This window comes from Rhodoferax sp. GW821-FHT07F03 (genome assembly GCF_059418745.1).
Window position 1 is genome coordinate 83,515 of the sequence record NZ_JBWKQM010000005.1, and the last position, 17,128, is coordinate 100,642.

16 protein-coding genes are annotated in these 17,128 nt (G+C 62.6%); 9 read left to right on the forward strand and 7 right to left on the reverse strand.

Translation table 11 applies throughout. The features are described 5' to 3' along the window. Positions 1-3 precede the first annotated feature (3 nt). The 3 genes from AC07R0_RS08565 to AC07R0_RS08575 are packed head-to-tail and all read left to right on the forward strand — an operon-like array spanning position 4 to position 3,765. The gene (locus AC07R0_RS08565; protein WP_495104495.1) at positions 4-1,401 is read left to right on the forward strand and encodes a phosphomannomutase/phosphoglucomutase; all 1,398 of its coding nucleotides are present in this window, start codon (positions 4-6) and stop codon (positions 1,399-1,401) included. 30 nt (positions 1,402-1,431) lie between these two features. Beyond that, a complete protein-coding gene (gene waaC / locus AC07R0_RS08570; protein ID WP_495096852.1) occupies positions 1,432-2,463 on the forward strand; it encodes a lipopolysaccharide heptosyltransferase I in 1,032 nt (343 codons plus the stop codon). 6 nt (positions 2,464-2,469) lie between these two features. Next, positions 2,470-3,765 (forward strand): 3-deoxy-D-manno-octulosonic acid transferase, encoded by a 1,296-nt coding sequence (locus AC07R0_RS08575; protein ID WP_495104496.1) that lies wholly within the window; start codon positions 2,470-2,472, stop codon positions 3,763-3,765. 15 nt (positions 3,766-3,780) lie between these two features. On the opposite strand, the gene AC07R0_RS08580 is transcribed toward AC07R0_RS08575, so the two are convergent. From AC07R0_RS08580 to AC07R0_RS08600, 5 genes are all read right to left on the reverse strand, one after another. Continuing rightward, the gene (locus AC07R0_RS08580) at positions 3,781-5,103 is read right to left on the reverse strand and encodes a TolC family outer membrane protein (protein WP_495076251.1); all 1,323 of its coding nucleotides are present in this window, start codon (positions 5,101-5,103) and stop codon (positions 3,781-3,783) included. A 16-nt stretch (positions 5,104-5,119) separates the two neighbouring features. Beyond that, positions 5,120-5,461 carry a rhodanese-like domain-containing protein gene (locus AC07R0_RS08585; RefSeq protein ID WP_495076250.1) on the reverse strand — a complete coding sequence of 114 codons (342 nt, stop codon included), beginning with the start codon at positions 5,459-5,461 and terminating at the stop codon, positions 5,120-5,122. Between the two features lie 5 nt (positions 5,462-5,466). Continuing rightward, entirely contained in the window at positions 5,467-6,132 is a 666-nt protein-coding gene (locus AC07R0_RS08590; protein ID WP_495104497.1) for a protein-L-isoaspartate O-methyltransferase family protein, read from the reverse strand. Positions 6,133-6,270: 138 nt separating this feature from the next. Next, a complete protein-coding gene (locus AC07R0_RS08595; RefSeq protein ID WP_495076248.1) occupies positions 6,271-6,951 on the reverse strand; it encodes a TetR/AcrR family transcriptional regulator in 681 nt (226 codons plus the stop codon). A 407-nt stretch (positions 6,952-7,358) separates the two neighbouring features. After that, positions 7,359-8,141 (reverse strand): YdcF family protein, encoded by a 783-nt coding sequence (locus AC07R0_RS08600; RefSeq protein ID WP_495104498.1) that lies wholly within the window; start codon positions 8,139-8,141, stop codon positions 7,359-7,361. 149 nt (positions 8,142-8,290) lie between these two features. Here AC07R0_RS08600 and msrA point away from each other — a divergent pair, with 149 nt between their 5' ends. The 4 genes from msrA to AC07R0_RS08620 all read left to right on the forward strand — a co-directional run bounded on the left by msrA (position 8,291) and on the right by AC07R0_RS08620 (position 13,478). Next, positions 8,291-8,866: a peptide-methionine (S)-S-oxide reductase MsrA gene (gene msrA / locus AC07R0_RS08605; RefSeq protein WP_495076246.1), complete on the forward strand. Its 576-nt coding sequence runs from the start codon at positions 8,291-8,293 to the stop codon at positions 8,864-8,866. A gap of 181 nt (positions 8,867-9,047) precedes the next feature. Then, complete coding sequence (locus tag AC07R0_RS08610) at positions 9,048-11,387, forward strand: YgiQ family radical SAM protein (protein ID WP_495104499.1); 2,340 nt, start codon at positions 9,048-9,050, stop codon at positions 11,385-11,387. An 83-nt stretch (positions 11,388-11,470) separates the two neighbouring features. Next, positions 11,471-12,205, forward strand: coding sequence for a 23S rRNA (guanosine(2251)-2'-O)-methyltransferase RlmB (gene rlmB / locus AC07R0_RS08615; RefSeq protein WP_495104500.1), 735 nt, complete (start codon positions 11,471-11,473; stop codon positions 12,203-12,205). Between the two features lie 214 nt (positions 12,206-12,419). After that, positions 12,420-13,478, forward strand: coding sequence for a lactonase family protein (locus AC07R0_RS08620; protein ID WP_495104501.1), 1,059 nt, complete (start codon positions 12,420-12,422; stop codon positions 13,476-13,478). A 27-nt stretch (positions 13,479-13,505) separates the two neighbouring features. Here AC07R0_RS08620 and AC07R0_RS08625 read toward each other — a convergent pair whose 3' ends face one another. Both AC07R0_RS08625 and AC07R0_RS08630 read right to left on the reverse strand, forming a co-directional pair. Then, the gene (locus AC07R0_RS08625; protein ID WP_495104502.1) at positions 13,506-14,840 is read right to left on the reverse strand and encodes a HAMP domain-containing sensor histidine kinase; all 1,335 of its coding nucleotides are present in this window, start codon (positions 14,838-14,840) and stop codon (positions 13,506-13,508) included. Next, a complete protein-coding gene (locus tag AC07R0_RS08630) occupies positions 14,818-15,510 on the reverse strand; it encodes a response regulator transcription factor (protein WP_495104503.1) in 693 nt (230 codons plus the stop codon). Before AC07R0_RS08630 ends, AC07R0_RS08625 begins: the two co-directional genes overlap by 23 nt. A gap of 159 nt (positions 15,511-15,669) precedes the next feature. Between AC07R0_RS08630 and AC07R0_RS08635 the strand changes: the two genes are divergently transcribed. Both AC07R0_RS08635 and AC07R0_RS08640 read left to right on the forward strand, forming a co-directional pair. After that, positions 15,670-16,038, forward strand: coding sequence for a hypothetical protein (locus tag AC07R0_RS08635; RefSeq protein ID WP_495104504.1), 369 nt, complete (start codon positions 15,670-15,672; stop codon positions 16,036-16,038). A gap of 106 nt (positions 16,039-16,144) precedes the next feature. Continuing rightward, entirely contained in the window at positions 16,145-17,041 is an 897-nt protein-coding gene (locus AC07R0_RS08640) for a sterol desaturase family protein (RefSeq protein WP_495104505.1), read from the forward strand. Positions 17,042-17,128 lie beyond the last annotated feature (87 nt).

Genomic DNA, 17,128 nt, shown 5'->3' on the forward strand with positions numbered 1-17,128 from the left:
ACCATGCACATTGCCAATTCCATCTTCAAAGCCTATGACATCCGCGGCATCGTGCCGACCACGGTAGACGAAGCGGTTGCAGAGGGAATCGGTAGGGCGTTCGGCACGATTGCGCTGGCCGAGGGGGAGAAGGTCATTGCTGTCGGGCGCGATGGCCGTTTAAGCGGCCCCAGCCTAGTCGCCGCACTGATCCGTGGCCTGGTTGCGGTGGGTGTGGATGTGATTGACGTTGGCGCCGCCACCACACCCATGCTGTATTTCGCGGCCTACACGCTGTGCCGCAGCGGCATCCAGGTTACCGGCAGCCACAACCCCAAGGACTACAACGGTTTCAAGATGATCATGGGTGGGCGTGCCATCCATGGTGAGGAAATCCAGGCGCTGCGCCGCATGATGGAAGCGGAAACCTGGGTATTCCAGGCCGGTGGCTCGGTACGCCAGGTAGATGTGCTGCCTGCCTACACCGCGCGCATCGTCTCCGACATCCAATTGGCCCGGCCGATGAAGATCGTGGTTGACTCGGGCAACGGCATTGCCGGCGCTTCGGCCCCCGCCATTTTGCGGGCCATAGGCTGTGAAGTGGTGGAGCTGTTCAGCGAGGTGGATGGCAACTTCCCCAACCACCACCCGGACCCGAGCAAGCCCGAGAACCTGGAAGACCTGATTGCCGCGCTGAAGACCACGAGCGCCGAGCTGGGCCTGGCTTTCGATGGCGATGGTGACCGCCTGGGCATCGTGACACAGGACGGCAGCAATATTTACCCTGACCGCCAGATGCAGCTGTTCGCCGAAGACGTGCTGCGGCGCGTGCCCGGTGGCACCATCTTGTTCGATGTGAAGTGTTCGCAGCGTCTGGCACCGGCGATTGCTGCCGCCGGTGGCCATCCGCTGATGTTCAAGACCGGCCATTCGCTGATCAAGGCCAAGATGAAAGAGATTGAAGCTGCAGGCGGCCAGGCGCCGCTCGGCGGCGAGATGAGCGGCCATATCTTCTTCAAGGAGCGCTGGTTTGGCTTCGATGACGGCACCTATGCCGGCTGCCGTCTGCTGGAAATCCTGAGCCAGTCGCCCGACGCCAATGCGGTGTTGCATGCCTTGCCGACCAGCTTCTCCACGCCTGAGCTCAATGTGCCCTGCCATGAAGGCGAGCCGCCCCGCGTGGTGGCGGAAGCCTTGCGTTTGGTGGATTTCGCCGCGCCTGCAGTGGTCAGCACCATCGATGGTTTGCGCGTGGATTGGCCGGACGGCTTTGGCCTGATCCGCGCATCCAACACCACTCCTGTGCTGGTGCTGCGTTTTGAAGGCCACACCCAGGCGGCGCTGGACCGCATCCAGGCCGATGTGTTGGCGCTGCTGCGCCGCGTCAAGCCCGATGCCAGTTTTGCGGCCTCTGCCCACTAAGGTGGCTGCTGGCGTCTGCAGGTATCTGGCATGAATGTTCTGATCGTCAAATTATCTTCTCTTGGTGACGTGGTGCACGCCATGCCGGCTGTGCAGGACATACTCTCTGAGTTGCCCGGTACCCAGGTGGACTGGGTGGTCGAACCGGGTTTTGCACCGCTGGTGCGCCGCTGTGAGGGCGTGCGCCGGGTGATCGAGTGCGACTTGCGCCGCTGGCGCAAGACCGTGTTTACCGTGGACACGCGCAATGCTTGGCGTGCCTTTTCGGCCGACTTGCAGCAGGAGACCTATGACGCGGTGCTGGACCTGCAGGGCCTGAGTAAATCCGCGCTGGTGGCCAAAATGGCGCGCTTGAGCCCGGACGGCCTGCGTTATGCCCTGGCCAACCAGACCGAGGGTTCCAGTTTTGAGGCGCCTACCCGCTGGGTGGCCGATGTGGCCATTCCCGTGGAGCCGCGCATCCACGCCATCAACCGTTCCCGCGTGATGTGCGCCCGGGCCTTGGTGTACGCATTGCCGGAGAAGGTCAATTTCGGCCTGGTGTCGCATTCCAGTATGGATGTGAACGCGATCAAGAACATTTCTAACAACTTCTTCGATTCCGGTGCCACGTCTCCCGCGCCCGTGGTGGCATTTGTGCACGGCACGTCCCGCGCCGACAAGCAATGGCCGGTGGAGCATTGGTTGGACCTGGGGCATCGCATGAATGCCTTGGGCTATACCGTGGCTTTCACGCACGGCAATGATGAGGAGTTGTGGCGCAGCGAAAGTATTGCCAGCCGGCTGACGCAGGCGGTGGTCTGGCCCCGCATGAAGGTGGACGCGCTGACCGATGCCATGTCCGAATGCATGGGCGTGGTGGGCGTGGACAGTGGCCTGAGCCATATCGCCGTGGCGCTGGATCTGCCGCATGTGCAGATATATAACTTCGACACCGCCTGGCGTACCGGCCCGCTGCAGAGCGACCACCAGATCAGCGTGGTGTCTGACACCACGCCCACGGTCGAGGCGGTTTGGGGCGCCTGGATGCAGGCCTCGGCCCTGGCGGCGCTGCGAGACTGAGCACTCTTGGTTCGCGTCTTGTATTCCTTGCTGCTGTGGCTGGCCAGTCCCTTGCTGCGCCGCAAGCTGCGTCTGCGCGCCGTGGCAGAGCCCGGCTATGCAGAACACATATCCGAACGTTTTGGCCACTACACCCAGGCGCCCAGCACAGGCTGGGTGTGGGTGCACGCGGTTTCGCTAGGGGAGACCCGGGCCGCCGCCATTTTGCTGGCAGCCTTGCGCAAGGAGATGCCGGACCTGCGCCTGCTGCTGACCCATGGCACGGCCACCGGCAGGGCCGAAGGCCGCGCTCTGCTGCGTCCGGGTGATGTACAGGTGTGGCAGCCCTGGGATAGTCTGGGCGCCGTGCAGCGCTTTGTGAGTCACTTTCAGCCGCGTATCGGCATCCTGATGGAAACCGAGATCTGGCCAAACTTGTTGGCCGCTTGCCGTAGCGCAGCCATACCGGTGGTGCTGGCAAATGCCCGGCTCAGCGAAAAATCCTTGCGCCAGGCCCAGCGGCTGGCTTGGTTGTCGCGGGCGGCCTATGGTGCGCTGAGCGCGGTGTGGGCGCAGACCGAGGCGGACGCCCAGCGCTTCGTTGCAGCCGGCGCGCCCAGGCCCCAGGTGCTGGGTAATTTGAAGTTCGATGCCAGCCCGGATGCCGCCCAGTGCGCCCGAGGCCGCAACTGGCGCCAGGCGGCGGGCCGTACGGTGGTTTTGTTGGCCAGTGCGCGCGAAGGCGAGGAGCGCATGCTGCTGGAAGCCTTGAAGTCTTTTAAGGCTCTGGCGCAGGATTCATCTGCGCTTGGTGCTATTAAAATGGGAGCAAACGGTGTGCAGTGGCTGATCGTGCCGCGCCATCCGCAGCGTTTTGACGAAGTGGCCGCGCTGGTACAGAACTACGGTTTGAGCGTGTCGCGCCGCAGCCAGTGGCAGGACGCTCCGATCGAGGCCGATATCTGGCTGGGGGATTCCCTGGGTGAGATGGCGCTGTACTACGGCCTGGCCCATATGGCTTTGTTGGGCGGAAGTTTCGAGCCATTGGGCGGGCAGAACCTGATCGAGGCCGCGGCCTGTGGCTGCCCCATGGTGCTGGGGCCCTCTACCTTCAATTTCGCAGAGGCGGCTGAATTGGCAACCCAGGCCGGTGCGGCCTACCGGGTGGCCGATATGCCTGCGGCGCTGGAACAGGTGCGGGCCTGGTGCCTGGCGCCGGATCAGCTGGCTGCTGCCGCGGCAGCCGGGCCGGCATTTGCAGCAGCCCACCGCGGAGCGGCGCAGAAGACGGCCGCTGCGATCAAAGCCTTGTTACAGGCCTGAGGTTTTAGAACGTTCTTAGTGGGCCAGCAGGGCGTTCACCGCCTGCAGGTCTTCTGGCTTCAGGCTCCCGCTGGCCTGGCGCAGCTTCAGCGAACCCACCAACACGTTGTAGCGGGCCTGGGCCAGACTTTGCTTGGTCTGGTAGAGCTGGCTTTGCGAGTTCAACACATCGATATTGATGCGCACGCCAACTTGGTAACCCAGCTTGTTGGCGTCCAGTGCGATCTGGCTGGAGCTTTCGGCGGCCTCCAGGGCCTTGACCTGGGCCAGGCCGGACAGCACGCCGTAGAACGCGGTGCGGGTGGATTGTGTGACCGCGCGCCGGGTTGCGTCCAGGTCGGCCTGGGCCTTGTCTTCCAATGACAAGGTTTCGCGTATGCGGTTCTGGACAGAGTAGCCGGCAAACAGTGGAATGGTCAGGCTCAGGCCCACCACGGCGGTGTTGTTGCGCGAGTTGGACGGCAGGCTGGATGTGCCGTTGGGGTAGCGGTTGACGTTGTAGGCGGCCGTCAGGTCCAGGGTGGGCAGATTGCCAGCTTTGGCCTTCTGGGTTTCCAGGCGTGCCACATCCAGTGCCACCAGGGCCTGCTGCACGTTCGGGCTGGCGCCTTCGGCCTGGCTGACCCATTTATAGACATCGGCTTCTTCCACGTTGGGCAGCACGGCGGGCTGGGCCAGCGGCGTGGGCTGGGCATTGGTTTTGCCGACGATGGTGTCCAGCGCTATTTTTTTCACCAGCAGATCGTTGTCGGCCGCGATCTCCTGGGAGCGGGCCAGGTCGAACCGGGCCTGGGCTTCGCGGGTATCGGTGATGGTGGCCGTGCCGACTTCGAAGTTGCGCTTGGCAGAAGCCAGTTGCTCCGCCACAGCGGCCTTCTGGGCGCGTACAAAGGTCAGGGTATCGCTGGCGGCCAAGACGTCGAAATAAGCTTGTGCCACGCGCACCACCAAGTCTTGTTCGGCTACGACCAGTTGCGCCTGGGCGACTTCTACCGACTTCTTGCCCTGCTCATAAGTGATCCAGTTGGCGGGGCGGTACAGTGGCTGCGTGCCGCTGAGGGCTGCAGTCTGGGTGGTGTAGTCCTTGTCCAGCGTGGGATTCACACTGTCGAGCAGGTTACGGTTCAGCCCGGCGGACAGGCCTGCGGTAGGCAGGATGCCAGCCTTGGCTTGGTCGGCCTTGGCCAGATTGGCGTCGTACTGCGCCTTGGCCGACTGGTAGGTTGCATCCGTGGCGCGGGCGGAGTCATACAGCTCCTGCAGACTTTGCGCATGGGCTGAGCCGGCAAAAATGGCAGCCACGGCCAAAGCGAGCGCGCCGAGCGGGAAACGTTGCATGTTCATCCTTGTCATGTCAGTAGCGGGGCACACGGGTATCCAGCTGTTGCGACCATGCATCTATGCCGCCGGCAATGTTCACCACTTGCTCGAATCCGCTCTGCAGCAAATACATGGCGACCCGCTGGCTGCGCGCGCCATGGTGACAGAGACAGGCCACGGGTTGCGCGGGGTCCAGCTCCGCCAGGCGTGCCGGGATTTCGCCCATGGGTAGAGTCACCAGGCTAAAGCCTTCTGGCTGCACACTGGCGGTTTGCCATTCCCAGGGCTCCCGTACATCCAGCACAACCGGCTTTGCCGTGGAGGGAAGGCTTTGCAGCCACTGGGCCAGTTGGGCGGGGGTGATCTGGTCGAGCATGGGGTTCAGAAATGGAACTTCGAGGGTTCTGGGAAATGCGCCAGCCGGGGGGCGACGATATCCCAGGGGGTGGTGGTCTGGTAGCTGGTGGTGCTGGTGCGGGTGGTGATATGGGCCTGCATTACCGGGTCTTGGCCCACGATGGCAAACAGGCGGCCGCCCACCTTGAGCTGGGCTTTCAGTACTTCGGGCACCGAAGCCACAGAGCCGCTGAGCACGATGACGTCAAAAGGACCATCGCCGGCCGCGCCCTGGGCGCCGTCGGCCTGGCGTACTTCCACGTTGTGCACACCGGCGTCACGCAGGTTCTTGCGGGCCAGGCTGGCGAGTTCCGGCAGGATTTCCAAGGACAGCACGTTTTGCGCGCAGGCACCCAGCAGGGCTGCCATGTAGCCGGAGCCGGTGCCGATTTCCAGCACTTTTTCGTGTTTCTGGATTTTCAGGTCCTGTAGTGCGCGAGCCTCGACCTTGGGCGACAGCATGCATTGGCCACCGGGCAGGGGCGCTTCCATGTCGATGAAGGCATAGGCCTGGTGCTCGGGCGGGAGGAACTTTTCGCGCTTGACGATAGACAACAGAGCCAGGATCGAGGCGTCCAGCACATCCCAGGGGCGGATCTGCTGCTCGATCATGTTGAAGCGGGTTTTTTCAATCTGGGCGGTGGTGGTCATGGTGGGTCTCTGTGGCGAAGGCGAAATAAGCTCTGGATTTTAGGGGTGGAATATGGCGGGTTCGGCGGGCAGCTAGGCCATTTACTTTCCGGTCATGCCTTGGCATGGGCGGCGATGTGTGCGTCGATAGCTAAAGTTTCATGTGGTGGCGGCTCCGGAGGGCTCGGGGCGGGCGCGCAGCCCGTTCAGCATGATGCGCACCTGCGAGGCGATGTACTGCTCGGGGGTAAACGGCTGCTGGGTGCAGGGGTGGCTGCCATCGGCACGCTGGCCCACCGACATGAATATCAGTGGCGCAGTCACGCTATAGGTGGCCAGGTCCAGGTTGAGCGGCGCGAATTCGCCGCTGTCCACACCGCGTTGCAGTATCTTGCGCACCAATTGCTGGTAGGGGTGCACCACTTCGTCCTGGTAGAAGGTGGCCATTTCCGGGAAGTTATGGGCTTCCAGCAGCATCAGACGGCTAATGCCTGCGGCTTTGGTCCGGCCTACGCGCTCCCACCAGGTCAGCATGCCGTGCTCCAGCAGGCTGGCGATGCTGCCGGTGTATCCATCCACTTCGCCGTTCAGTTCGTGGAAATGGCTAGTCAGGCTTTGCCGAACTACGGCTTTGAACAGTTCTTCCTTGCTGGAAAAGTACAGAAACAGCGTGCCTTTGGACACGCCGGCGCGCAGGGCGACTTCTTCCACACGGGTTGCGGCAAAGCCTTTTTCAACAAAGATGTCCAGTGCCGCTGCCAGCAGTTCACCCGGGCGCGCTTCTTTGCGCCGCGCACGTTTGGCGGTAGGGGGGGGCAGGGACTCTAGGCTGGGGGGCATTTTACTGACTGGTTGGTTATTAATATAGCCCGTTACCGATGCAGCGTCAACGTTCGGGCTGTACGGTCTGGGCTTGGGCTGGCACATGCGGGATTTGTTCCCGCAGTTATGGCATGCCTAAGAGCCTGTTCATGATCTATTTGGGGCCGCGCAGCCGTCTTTTCGGGAGGGGCTGGTAGGCGCGGCTCGCCGCCAATAGCCCGGCTATTGGCAAGAGTCGCAACGCCCCAGACCGCCCGAAAAGGCAGCTGCCCTTCGGGTTGGGGAGAAATCGGGCGATTTGCCCGCCATCACCCTTGCATGGGCAGTGAGCCCATGCAAGGGCGCTGACAGCCAACTCATCCCGATTGCTCCCCAACGCGGCCTCAAATAGATCATGAACAGGCTCTTAGATCGTAAACACGTTCTTATATGCGCCCTGCAACCTGCATGCCTAGCCATTCCCGCAGGATTTCGCGCGAGGACTGCAAGCCACTGCCGGAGGGCAGCCATTCCAGCAATGTGCGCTGCTGCGGCAGGGTAAAGCCGGTGGGGGCGGGCACGACCTGCAAGCCGGCCCGTTCGAAGGCCTGCACGGCGCGCGGCATATGCCAGGCGTGGGTTACCAGCGCGATGCGTTGCACGCCGTCGTGTGCCAGCAGCCGCTGCATTTTCTGAGCGTTTTCCACGGTGTCGCGGGATTGGTCGTCTACCCAGCGCAGGTTGCCGCCCAGTTCTTTCGACACCATGGCCTTTGCCACATCGCCTTCCGACAAGGCGCTGGTGCCGCTATTGGCCCAGCCCACGCCGCCTGCAAACGCCAGTGGCAGGCTGGATTGGCGCGCCAGCCAGACGCCGTAGCGCAGCCGCGCAGCGGTTTGGGCCGAGGGCTGGGCCGCGCCGTATTCGGGTGCGCTGGGCTGCACGCCACCGCCCAGCACCACAATCGCCTGGACCTGGTGGGCCTGCAGGTAGCTGGGTGCAGTGGCGGGTGGAATGGCTGCAACCTGCGGCAACAGGGTCTGCGCCAGCCAGACCGCCACTGCATTGCAGCTCAGCAGCCACAAACCTGCTAGGGCCAGCACGGCGATGCCCCGGCCCAGCCATTTGCGCCGCCGCGCCAGCACGCTGGCCAGAGCCGCCAGCAACAAAGGCCCGGCTGGAGGCATGGCCAATGCGGTCAGTATGGGTTTGAGTTCACTCGGATTCATTTGCTCTTGTATTGATAGCTGTTAGCGCAAGCAATTCGTGCGCTACACCATGTTTTGCTTTGTATCGAAGCTGGCTGCTTTCCGGTCGGCGCAGGGGGCAAGGTGAGTGTACAAGTCGGGCGCTGTTGAATCGGTGTACAAAGTAGCTTATGCAAAATTCGCCGTCCTCCACATCCTCGTCCAGTGCCGCCCAACGTGAGTCCATCACCTTGGGCGGTGGTTGTTTTTGGTGCACCGAAGCCGTGTTCGTCCAGGTGCGCGGCATTACCGATGTAGAAAGCGGCTATTGCAACGGCACGACCCAGAACCCCAGCTATGAGGCCGTGTGCAGCGGCCAGACCGGCCATGCCGAAGTGGTCAAGCTGGAGTTTGATCCGGCCCAGATCAGCCTGCGTGAGATTCTGGAAATCTTCTTCGTCATCCATGACCCGACCACGCTGAACCAGCAAGGCCACGACGTAGGCACACAGTACCGCAGCGGCATCTACGTGAATTCGCCCGACCAGCAGGAAGTGGTGCAGTCCGTGCTGCGTGAGGTCAACGACAGCAAGACCTATCGCCACCCAGTGGTGACCGAGGTGCTGCCCCTGGCCAACTATTGGCCCGCCGAGGAATACCACCAGGATTACTTTGAAAAGCACCCCAGCCAGGGCTACTGCCTGATGGTGGCTGCGCCCAAGGTGGAGAAATTCCGCAAGACCTTCAGCCGTCTGGCCAAGAGCTGATTGCTCTACTTATAGGAGCGCCTGGCGCAGCTTTCATCTGCGCTAGCGCCGGTTTTCTTGTGTGAGCATGCGGCGCTGCACCCCTAAAGCCATGTAGAGGGACGTGGGGCCATATGCGCGTCTGGGTGCGTAACGGGGCCCCAGCCCTTAAAATCGCGGGTTAATCCCCACAAAGTTTTGCATGAACGCCCCCGTCGACGTTTCCTTTTTCGCGCGCGCCGCCAAGCCGCTGACCAGCTACCGCAAGTACTGGGCGGCCCGCTTCGGCACGTCCAAATTCCTGCCGATGAGCCGCGCCGAGATGGATGTGTTGGGCTGGGACAGCTGCGACGTGATCATCGTCACCGGCGACGCCTATGTGGACCATCCGAGCTTCGGCATGTCGGTGATCGGCCGCATGCTGGAGATGCAGGGCTTTCGCGTCGGCATCATCGCCCAGCCCGACTGGCAGAGCGCCGACCCGTTCAAGGCCCTGGGCAAACCGAACCTGTTCTTCGGCGTCACGTCGGGCAATATGGATTCGATGATCAACCGCTACACCGCCGACCGCAAGATCCGCAGCGACGACGCCTACACCCCCGGCGACATCGGCGGCAAGCGCCCGGACCGCGCGGCCATCGTCTACAGCCAGCGCTGCCGCGAGGCCTACAAGGACGTGCCCATCGTCTTGGGTGGCATCGAAGGCTCGCTGCGCCGCATCGCGCATTACGACTACTGGTCCGACAAGGTGCGCCGCAGCGTGGTGGTGGATGCCAAGTGCGATTTGTTGCTGTACGGCAATGCCGAGCGCGCGATCGTCGAAGTCGCCCACCGCTTAGCCGCCAAAGAGCCCGTGCAGAGCATCACCGATGTGCGCGGCACGGCCTTCATCCGCCGCAGCGACGACCCGACCGGGCGCGACTGGGTCGAGATCAATTCCACCTCGGTCGATGCGCCGGGCCGCGTCGAGTCGCACATCAACCCCTACCAGACCACCTCCGAGCAGGCGGCAGAGCAGGGCGCGACCTGCTCCAAGGACGATGCCAATCCGCAGGGCGTACCGGCAGAAGCCGTCGTCAAGATGAGCCCGTCGCTGGGCGACGCGCTGGCGCGCTCCCAAGCCCGCGAACTCGCCAAGATCAAGGTGCCGCCACGCGAACGCTCGGTGATCCGCCTGCCGTCGTTTGAGCAGGTCAAGTCCGACCCGGTGCTGTATGCCCACGCCAACCGCGTGCTGCATCTGGAAACCAACCCCGGCAACGCCCGTGCGCTGGTGCAGGCCCACGGCGAGGGCGTAACGGCCCGCGACGTGTGGATCAACCCGCCACCGATTCCGCTGACTACGGCCGAGATGGACGCGGTGTTCGACCTGCCGTACGCGCGCAGCCCGCACCCGGCCTATGCCGACGAGAACGGTAGCCACGACGGCGCCACCAAGATCCCCGCCTGGGAAATGATCCGCTTCAGCGTGAACATCATGCGCGGCTGCTTCGGCGGCTGCACCTTCTGCTCGATCACCGAGCATGAGGGCCGCATCATCCAGAGCCGCTCGGAAGAATCGATCATCAAAGAGGTCGAAGACATCCGCGACAAGGTGAAGGGTTTCACCGGCACCATTTCCGACCTGGGTGGCCCCACCGCCAACATGTACCGCCTCGGCTGCAAGAGCCCCGAGATCGAGGCCGCCTGCCGCAAACCCAGCTGCGTGTATCCGGGCATCTGCTCGAACCTGGGTACGAACCACGACCCGCTGATCAAGATCTACCGCCGTGCCCGCGCGCTCAAGGGCATCAAGAAGATTCTGATCGGCTCCGGCCTGCGCTACGACTTGGCGGTGCAAAGCCCCGAGTACGTGAAAGAGCTGGTGACCCACCACGTCGGCGGTTACCTGAAGATCGCGCCTGAGCACACCGAGCAGGGCCCGCTGACCAAGATGATGAAGCCCGGCATCGGCAGCTACGACAAGTTCAAAACGCTGTTCGAGAAGTTCAGCGCCGAGGCCGGCAAGAAGCAGTACCTGATTCCGTACTTCATTGCCGCCCACCCTGGCACCAGCGACGAAGACATGATGAACCTGGCGCTGTGGCTGAAGAAAAACGGCTTCCGCGCCGACCAGGTGCAGACCTTCTACCCGTCGCCCATGGCCACCGCCACGACCATGTACCACAGCGGCAAGAACCCGCTGCGCAAGATCACCCGCGACAGCGAAACCGTTGACATCGTGCGGGGCGACCGCCGCCGCCGGCTGCACAAGGCCTTCTTGCGCTACCACGATGCCAACAACTGGCCGCTGCTGCGCGACGCGCTGAAGACCATGGGGCGTGCCGACCTGATCGGCAATGGCAAGCACCATCTGATCCCGACCTACCAGCCGATGACGGACGGGAACTACGAGAGCGCGCGCAAGAAGAATTCCACCGTGGTGACCAAGTCTTCACCGGTCACCAAGGGCCGCCTGCTGACCCAGCACACCGGCCTGCCGCCGCGCGACAACGGATCTGGCAAGGCGCCGGTTCGCAAGGTGGCGCGCAAGCCGCGCTGAACCGGTAGAAGTTTTAAGAAAAAACCGCTACCAGCGCAGGATTTACCTGTGCTGGTAGCTATAAATAACGTAGCAATCTCCCCATGTCTTCTCCCAAAGTTCTTTTCGGCTTTCACGCCGTGGGCGTACGCCTGAAAACCGCGCCGCAGTCCATCATCGAGATTTACTACGAGCCCACCCGGCGTGACGCGCGCATGCGCCAGTTTCTGGAGAAAGCCAATGAAGCCGGTGCGCGTCTGATTGAAGGCGACAGCCTGCGTCTGGCCAAGCTTTGCGGCAGCCACGGCCACCAGGGCGTGGCGGCGCGCGTGGAACATGTTCCGCAGGTCCATTCGCTGGACGACCTGCTCGACAGCCTGACCACGCCGCCGTTGCTGCTGGTGCTGGACGGCGTGACCGATCCGCACAACCTGGGCGCCTGCCTGCGTGTGGCCGATGGCGCCGGTGCCCATGCCGTCATCGCTCCCAAGGACCACGCGGCCGGCATCAACGCCACCGTGGCCAAGGTGGCCAGCGGTGCGGCCGAGACCGTGCCCTACTTCATGGTGACCAACTTGGCGCGCACCCTGGGCGAGCTGAAGGAGCGCAGCATCTGGTGCATAGGCACCAGCGACAACGCGCCCAAGACCCTGTACCAGGTGGACCTGAAGGGCCCCGTCGCTTTGGTGCTGGGCAACGAAGGTGACGGCATGCGCCAGCTGACGCGCAAGACCTGCGACGAGCTGGTTGGCATCCCCATGGCGGGTGCGGTGGAGAGCCTGAACGTATCTGTGGCCAGCGGCGTTTGCCTTTACGAAGCCTTGCGCCAGCGCTTGTAGCCCAAGCGGGCGAGGCCCCGTTCGAAAAATGCGGGTTTTCGCCTGAATTGTGGGTATATGTTGTTGAAAGCGGCTCGAAGCAGTGCAGAGTCAGTTATTCTTTACATTGAAAATATGCGTGTCACCAATATCCATTAAGGAGGAGGTGGGGCACAGCATGGAAATCGGGTTGCCGCAGTTGATGGGCAATACAAGAATAAGCAGGAGACTCAGCGTGTTTTATGAACCCCAACCTATCGATTGCATCACCAGCCGTGCGAAGACGTACAGCCTAATTAATAGCGTTTCTTTCCATCCGAGCGAGAATCTTTTTTGTGCGGCTTTTACCACTGTCAGCCAACTGATCATTTTCAAAATTGATCGTTTCGGCCAGGCGCGGACGAGCCAGATATTGAAAAGCCCCACAGCTTTGCTGGATGAGCCTCAGCATGTGGTGTTTTCCACGGACGGCCAAAAAATAATCGCCGTCAATTGGAATAGCGAGATATTCACGATTTACCAGCGCGGCGCCAATGGGCGTTATGCACACAGCCCCTTGGCTTCCATCAAGTTTCCAGAGCCTCTGGCCGGCTTCAAGCCGCATGGCATGGACATGTCGCGCTGCGGCAATAAGATGGTGCTGGCCTTCGGCTCCACTTCGCTGCGCAAACGCGGGGTCGCGCTCTTCAGTTTTGATGACAAGGAGCCGGCGATCCGCTTGCTCAGCCTCATCAAGGAAGAGGAGTTGCCTGGCATACCCAAGGGCGTTGTTTTCTCTCCGGATGGCAGCTGCGTGCTGGTGACCTACGCGGATGCAAACTGCATTTGCGTTTACGGGTTTGATGCGGAAACCGGGCGCCTGAATCCTGTTCCCCTGCAGACTTTCAAGGGCGAGGCCACGCGTCTATTTCGGCCGGAAGATATACGGATTTCGCGCGAAGGCGACAGCATTCTGGTGTCAAACAGCGAGGCGGACCGCATAACTTCCTACCATTTTGATAGCCGCAGCAACCGCATCACGGAAGAAGCGCCCAGCAACGCACTGGAAAACCCAGGCGCAAACATGCAGTTCCCGCACGGAATTGCGCTGTCGCCCGATGGCGGCTTGCTGGTGGTATCCCAATTTGGTCCACTGCCTATTACCAGCGACGGGAATATTGTGTTTGGCAGCAAGACGCCGCGCAAACAGGCGCGTATCAACATCTACCGCCACCAGCGGTTTCAGCCGGTCTTGAAAAAGTACGCCTGGAGGCGGTTCTGGTCGTCGCTGGTACGGACGGTTGCATTCCGATAGACGCCCCTTGTTTGGGCCCGCATGTGATTACAGCGGGCCGAGCCGGACCCGCACGGTGTAGGCGCCGGGTCCACCCGTAAATTCCAGCCGTCCGCCCATGCGGGTAGTGATTTGTCGCACGATGGCTAGGCCTAGCCCAGTGCCTGGCAGGGTACGGCTGCTGCTACCCCGGCTGAAGGCCTGTTGCAAGGGCTCCACCTCTTCCTGGGCGATGCCTGGGCCGGCGTCCGTTACGTCCAGCCAAACCTCTTGTTCTTGCTGACGCAGCTGCACGCACACAGGTGTCTGGCCGTGCTTGAAGGCGTTGTCCAAAAGATTGCTGACCAGCCTGTCGACCAGCAGGGCATTGGCGTTTGGCCAGAGCAGGCTGGTTGGGGCATCGATGTGCAGCTCTTCGGCAGGGCGGTCCCAGCGGGTTGCGGCGCTACGCACAGCTTCAGCCAGATTCACGGTCTCATTCAGTGGCAGGGTGTCGCTGCGCACATAGTCTAAAAAACTCTCTATCAGGCGGTCGGCTACGCCTACGTTGCGGGCGATGGCCTCCTTGCGGGCGCTGGTGTCGGGTACGTCAGGCAGTAGCTCGGCGGCCAGTCGGATGCGGCTCAGCGGGCTGCGCAGATCATGCGATACCCCGGCCAGTAGCACGGCCCGTTCGCTTTGCTGTTGGGCCAGCCGCGCCAAGGCTTGGGTGTAGGCACTGTCGATGGCGGCAATTTCGGGTGTACCACCCGGAGGCAGGGGGCTGGCCGGCGTCTCCAGCAGGTGGGTGTCGCCGTTGGCCAGGGCCTGCATGCGCGCGCGTAACTGTTCCAGTGGCCTTGTGAGGCGGCGGGTAAAGGCCCAACTGGCCAGCACCAGTAAGACCGCCAGGGCGGTCAGCGCCAGCAGCACGCGTGTGGGCCACGCGGTCAGCACAATCTCCCCAGGCATTCCCAGCCAGATGGCGGAGGTCTGGGGGCGCAGCACGTGGACCCAGACCATGGGCTCGTTGGCACGCATATTCAGCCGGACCTCGTCTATCGACAGGCCGCGTTGTGCCAGGGTGTTGCGCAAGGCGATGAAGCGTGGCGTGAGTGTGGGCAGGCGGCGGGTCTGGGCTGGCGTATCGCTTTGCTGCAGGATCTGTGCGGGAGCCGAGGGTGTGAGTTGCAAGCCCGCTGCCTGGGTGAGTTGCGGCGCCCATAGCTCGGCGTACAGAGTGGCGATGGTGGTGTTGCGTTCCAGGTAGAACAAGCTGCCGACAATGCTGCCTAGTGCCATCACCACGGCCAACTGTGTCAGCAGCAGGCGCAGAAACAGGCTGTCCAGGCGGCGCAGCATGCCCATGTGCTTGCCTCTCTCAGCCGCGCGGTACGAAGACATAGCCTTCGCCGCGCACAGTGTCTATCCAGGCTTTGCCGGGCACGGCTTCTTCCAGCTTGCGCCGTAGCCTGGCCACTTGTACGTCTACCGTGCGGTCTTGCGGCTTGTAGCCGCCGCTTTGCACGGCGTCGCTGAGCTGCTCGCGCGAGCGTGGTTTGCCGGGGCTGGCAGCCATGGCGATCAGCAGTTTGTATTCCACGCTGGTCAGCGCCACCGCCCGGCCGCCGGCCAGTACCTCGCGTTTAAGCTGGTCTATGCAGAGCCCATCGAAGCGCAGTTGCGTGGATTCGGTGCGGCCGGGCAGTTGCCGGCGCAGCAGGGCACGCAGACGGGCGACCAGCTCACGGGGTTCAAAGGGTTTGGGCAGGTAATCGTCAGCGCCGATTTCCAGGCCCAGCACGCGGTCCATGGGGTCGCCGCGCGCAGTCAGCATGACGATGCCCAGGGCCGGGTGGGCGGCACGCCAGCGCCGGCAGACGTCAAAGCCATTAGCGTCGGGCAACATCACGTCCAGCAGTACTGCGTCGGGTTTCCATTGTTGCAAGGCGCGCTCGCCGTCGCCGGCGGTCAGCACCGTATGCACGGCCAGACCTTCACGCTGCAGCAGTTCCGCCACCATGGCTGACAGCTCGGCATCGTCGTCCACCACCAGGACCAGGGCTTTGTTCATGGGCACCGAGTGTAGGAGAGGGCAGGCCGTGCGACATGCATGTTTCAAAACTGTCGCATTTCGTCGTATTCCGTGGTCATCCTGGGCGCGTCCGGACCGTCAAATAGAGGCCAGGCCACAAGGCTCGTGCGCAAACCCTCAACCCCAGGAGCAACCACCATGCAAACACCTTCCTCCATGACTTTCCGCCACTCGGTGCTGATGGCACTGGCGGCCGCATGCGCGCTGGGCGCCTTTACCGGCGTAGCCCAGGCGCGTAGCCGCCAGACCACCATCACCGGAGCAAATGGGGAGTCGGCTACCCGTGACGTGCTGCGCAAGCGCGGCGATGTATCGTCCAGTACCACCGGCCCCAATGGTAAGACCAGCAGCCGTGTGGTGGACCGTTCGGCCACCGGTGCCATGGCCACAATGACGGGGCCGAATGGTAAATCTGCCAGCCGGGTGACAACGCGCAGCAGCACCGGTTCACAATCCACGGTGACCGGCCCAAATGGCCAGACCGGCACGGTGACGGTGACGCGTTAAACCGGCAGTTCATCTCCATCCGGAAGATTCCAGGAGAAGCCTATGCGAACCGGAATGTGTTACTGGCTGCTCGCTTCCGCCGGGCAACCCGTGGCGGGCGGCTGAGATGCTGGCTTCGTTCAGCAAGGCTCCGGAATACCTGCCCTGGTTGCTGTTGCCGCTGGCTTTGGTCTGGCTGGCCGCTACCCTGGAAGGCCTGGTGCAAAGCTTTGTGCGCCGCCAGCCTTATGACTGGCGGGCCTACGCCACATCGGTAGCCGATATGCTGGGGCGCAGGCTGGTGGACGCGTTGGGCTTGTCCTTGGCTGCACCGGTGTTTGCCTGGGCCTATACGCACCGCCTGGGGGATATAGGTTTGTCCAGTCTGGTGGATGTGGGCGGCCTGTTTTTGGCGCAGGAGTTCTTCTACTACTGGTACCACCGCGCGGCACACCGTGTGGGCTGGTTCTGGGCCACGCACTGCGTACACCATTCGCCGCAGCAGTTGACCCTGGTCTCGGCACTTCGTCTGGGTTGGACGGGCAAGCTCACCGGCATTGGCTTGTTCTTTGTGCCGCTGGTGTGGCTGGGCTTTCCGCCGATAGCCGTAGCGGGTGTGCTGGCGGCGAATCTGCTGTACCAGTTCTGGCTGCATGCCACCTGGATACCCAAGCTGGGCCTGTTGGAATGGGTGTTCAACACGCCGTCGCACCACCGCGTGCACCATGGCAGCAATGCCGAGTACCTGGACTGCAATTACGGCGGCGTGCTGATTGTGTTCGACCGTTTATTCAGTACTTTTGTGGAGGAGCGGGCGGATATTCCCATCCGTTACGGCCTGGTCGAACCTGTGGCCACCTACAACCCTTTGCGGGTGGCCCTGCACGGTTGGTGGCGGCTGGGGCGGGACTTGCGGCAGGCGCAGGGCTGGTGCGCGCGCTTGGCGGTGCTGTGCGGACCGCCGGGTGGCCGAAGGGGTTCAGACAAACTCTTGCCGGTAGTTAAGGGTGAAATACGCCTCTAGCGCAGAAGATATGTGCGTAAGTTGCTATTTATTTAGTAGCGATTGATGACGGCTCACGGAACATGGCAAGTTCTCCCCGTTGGCGCT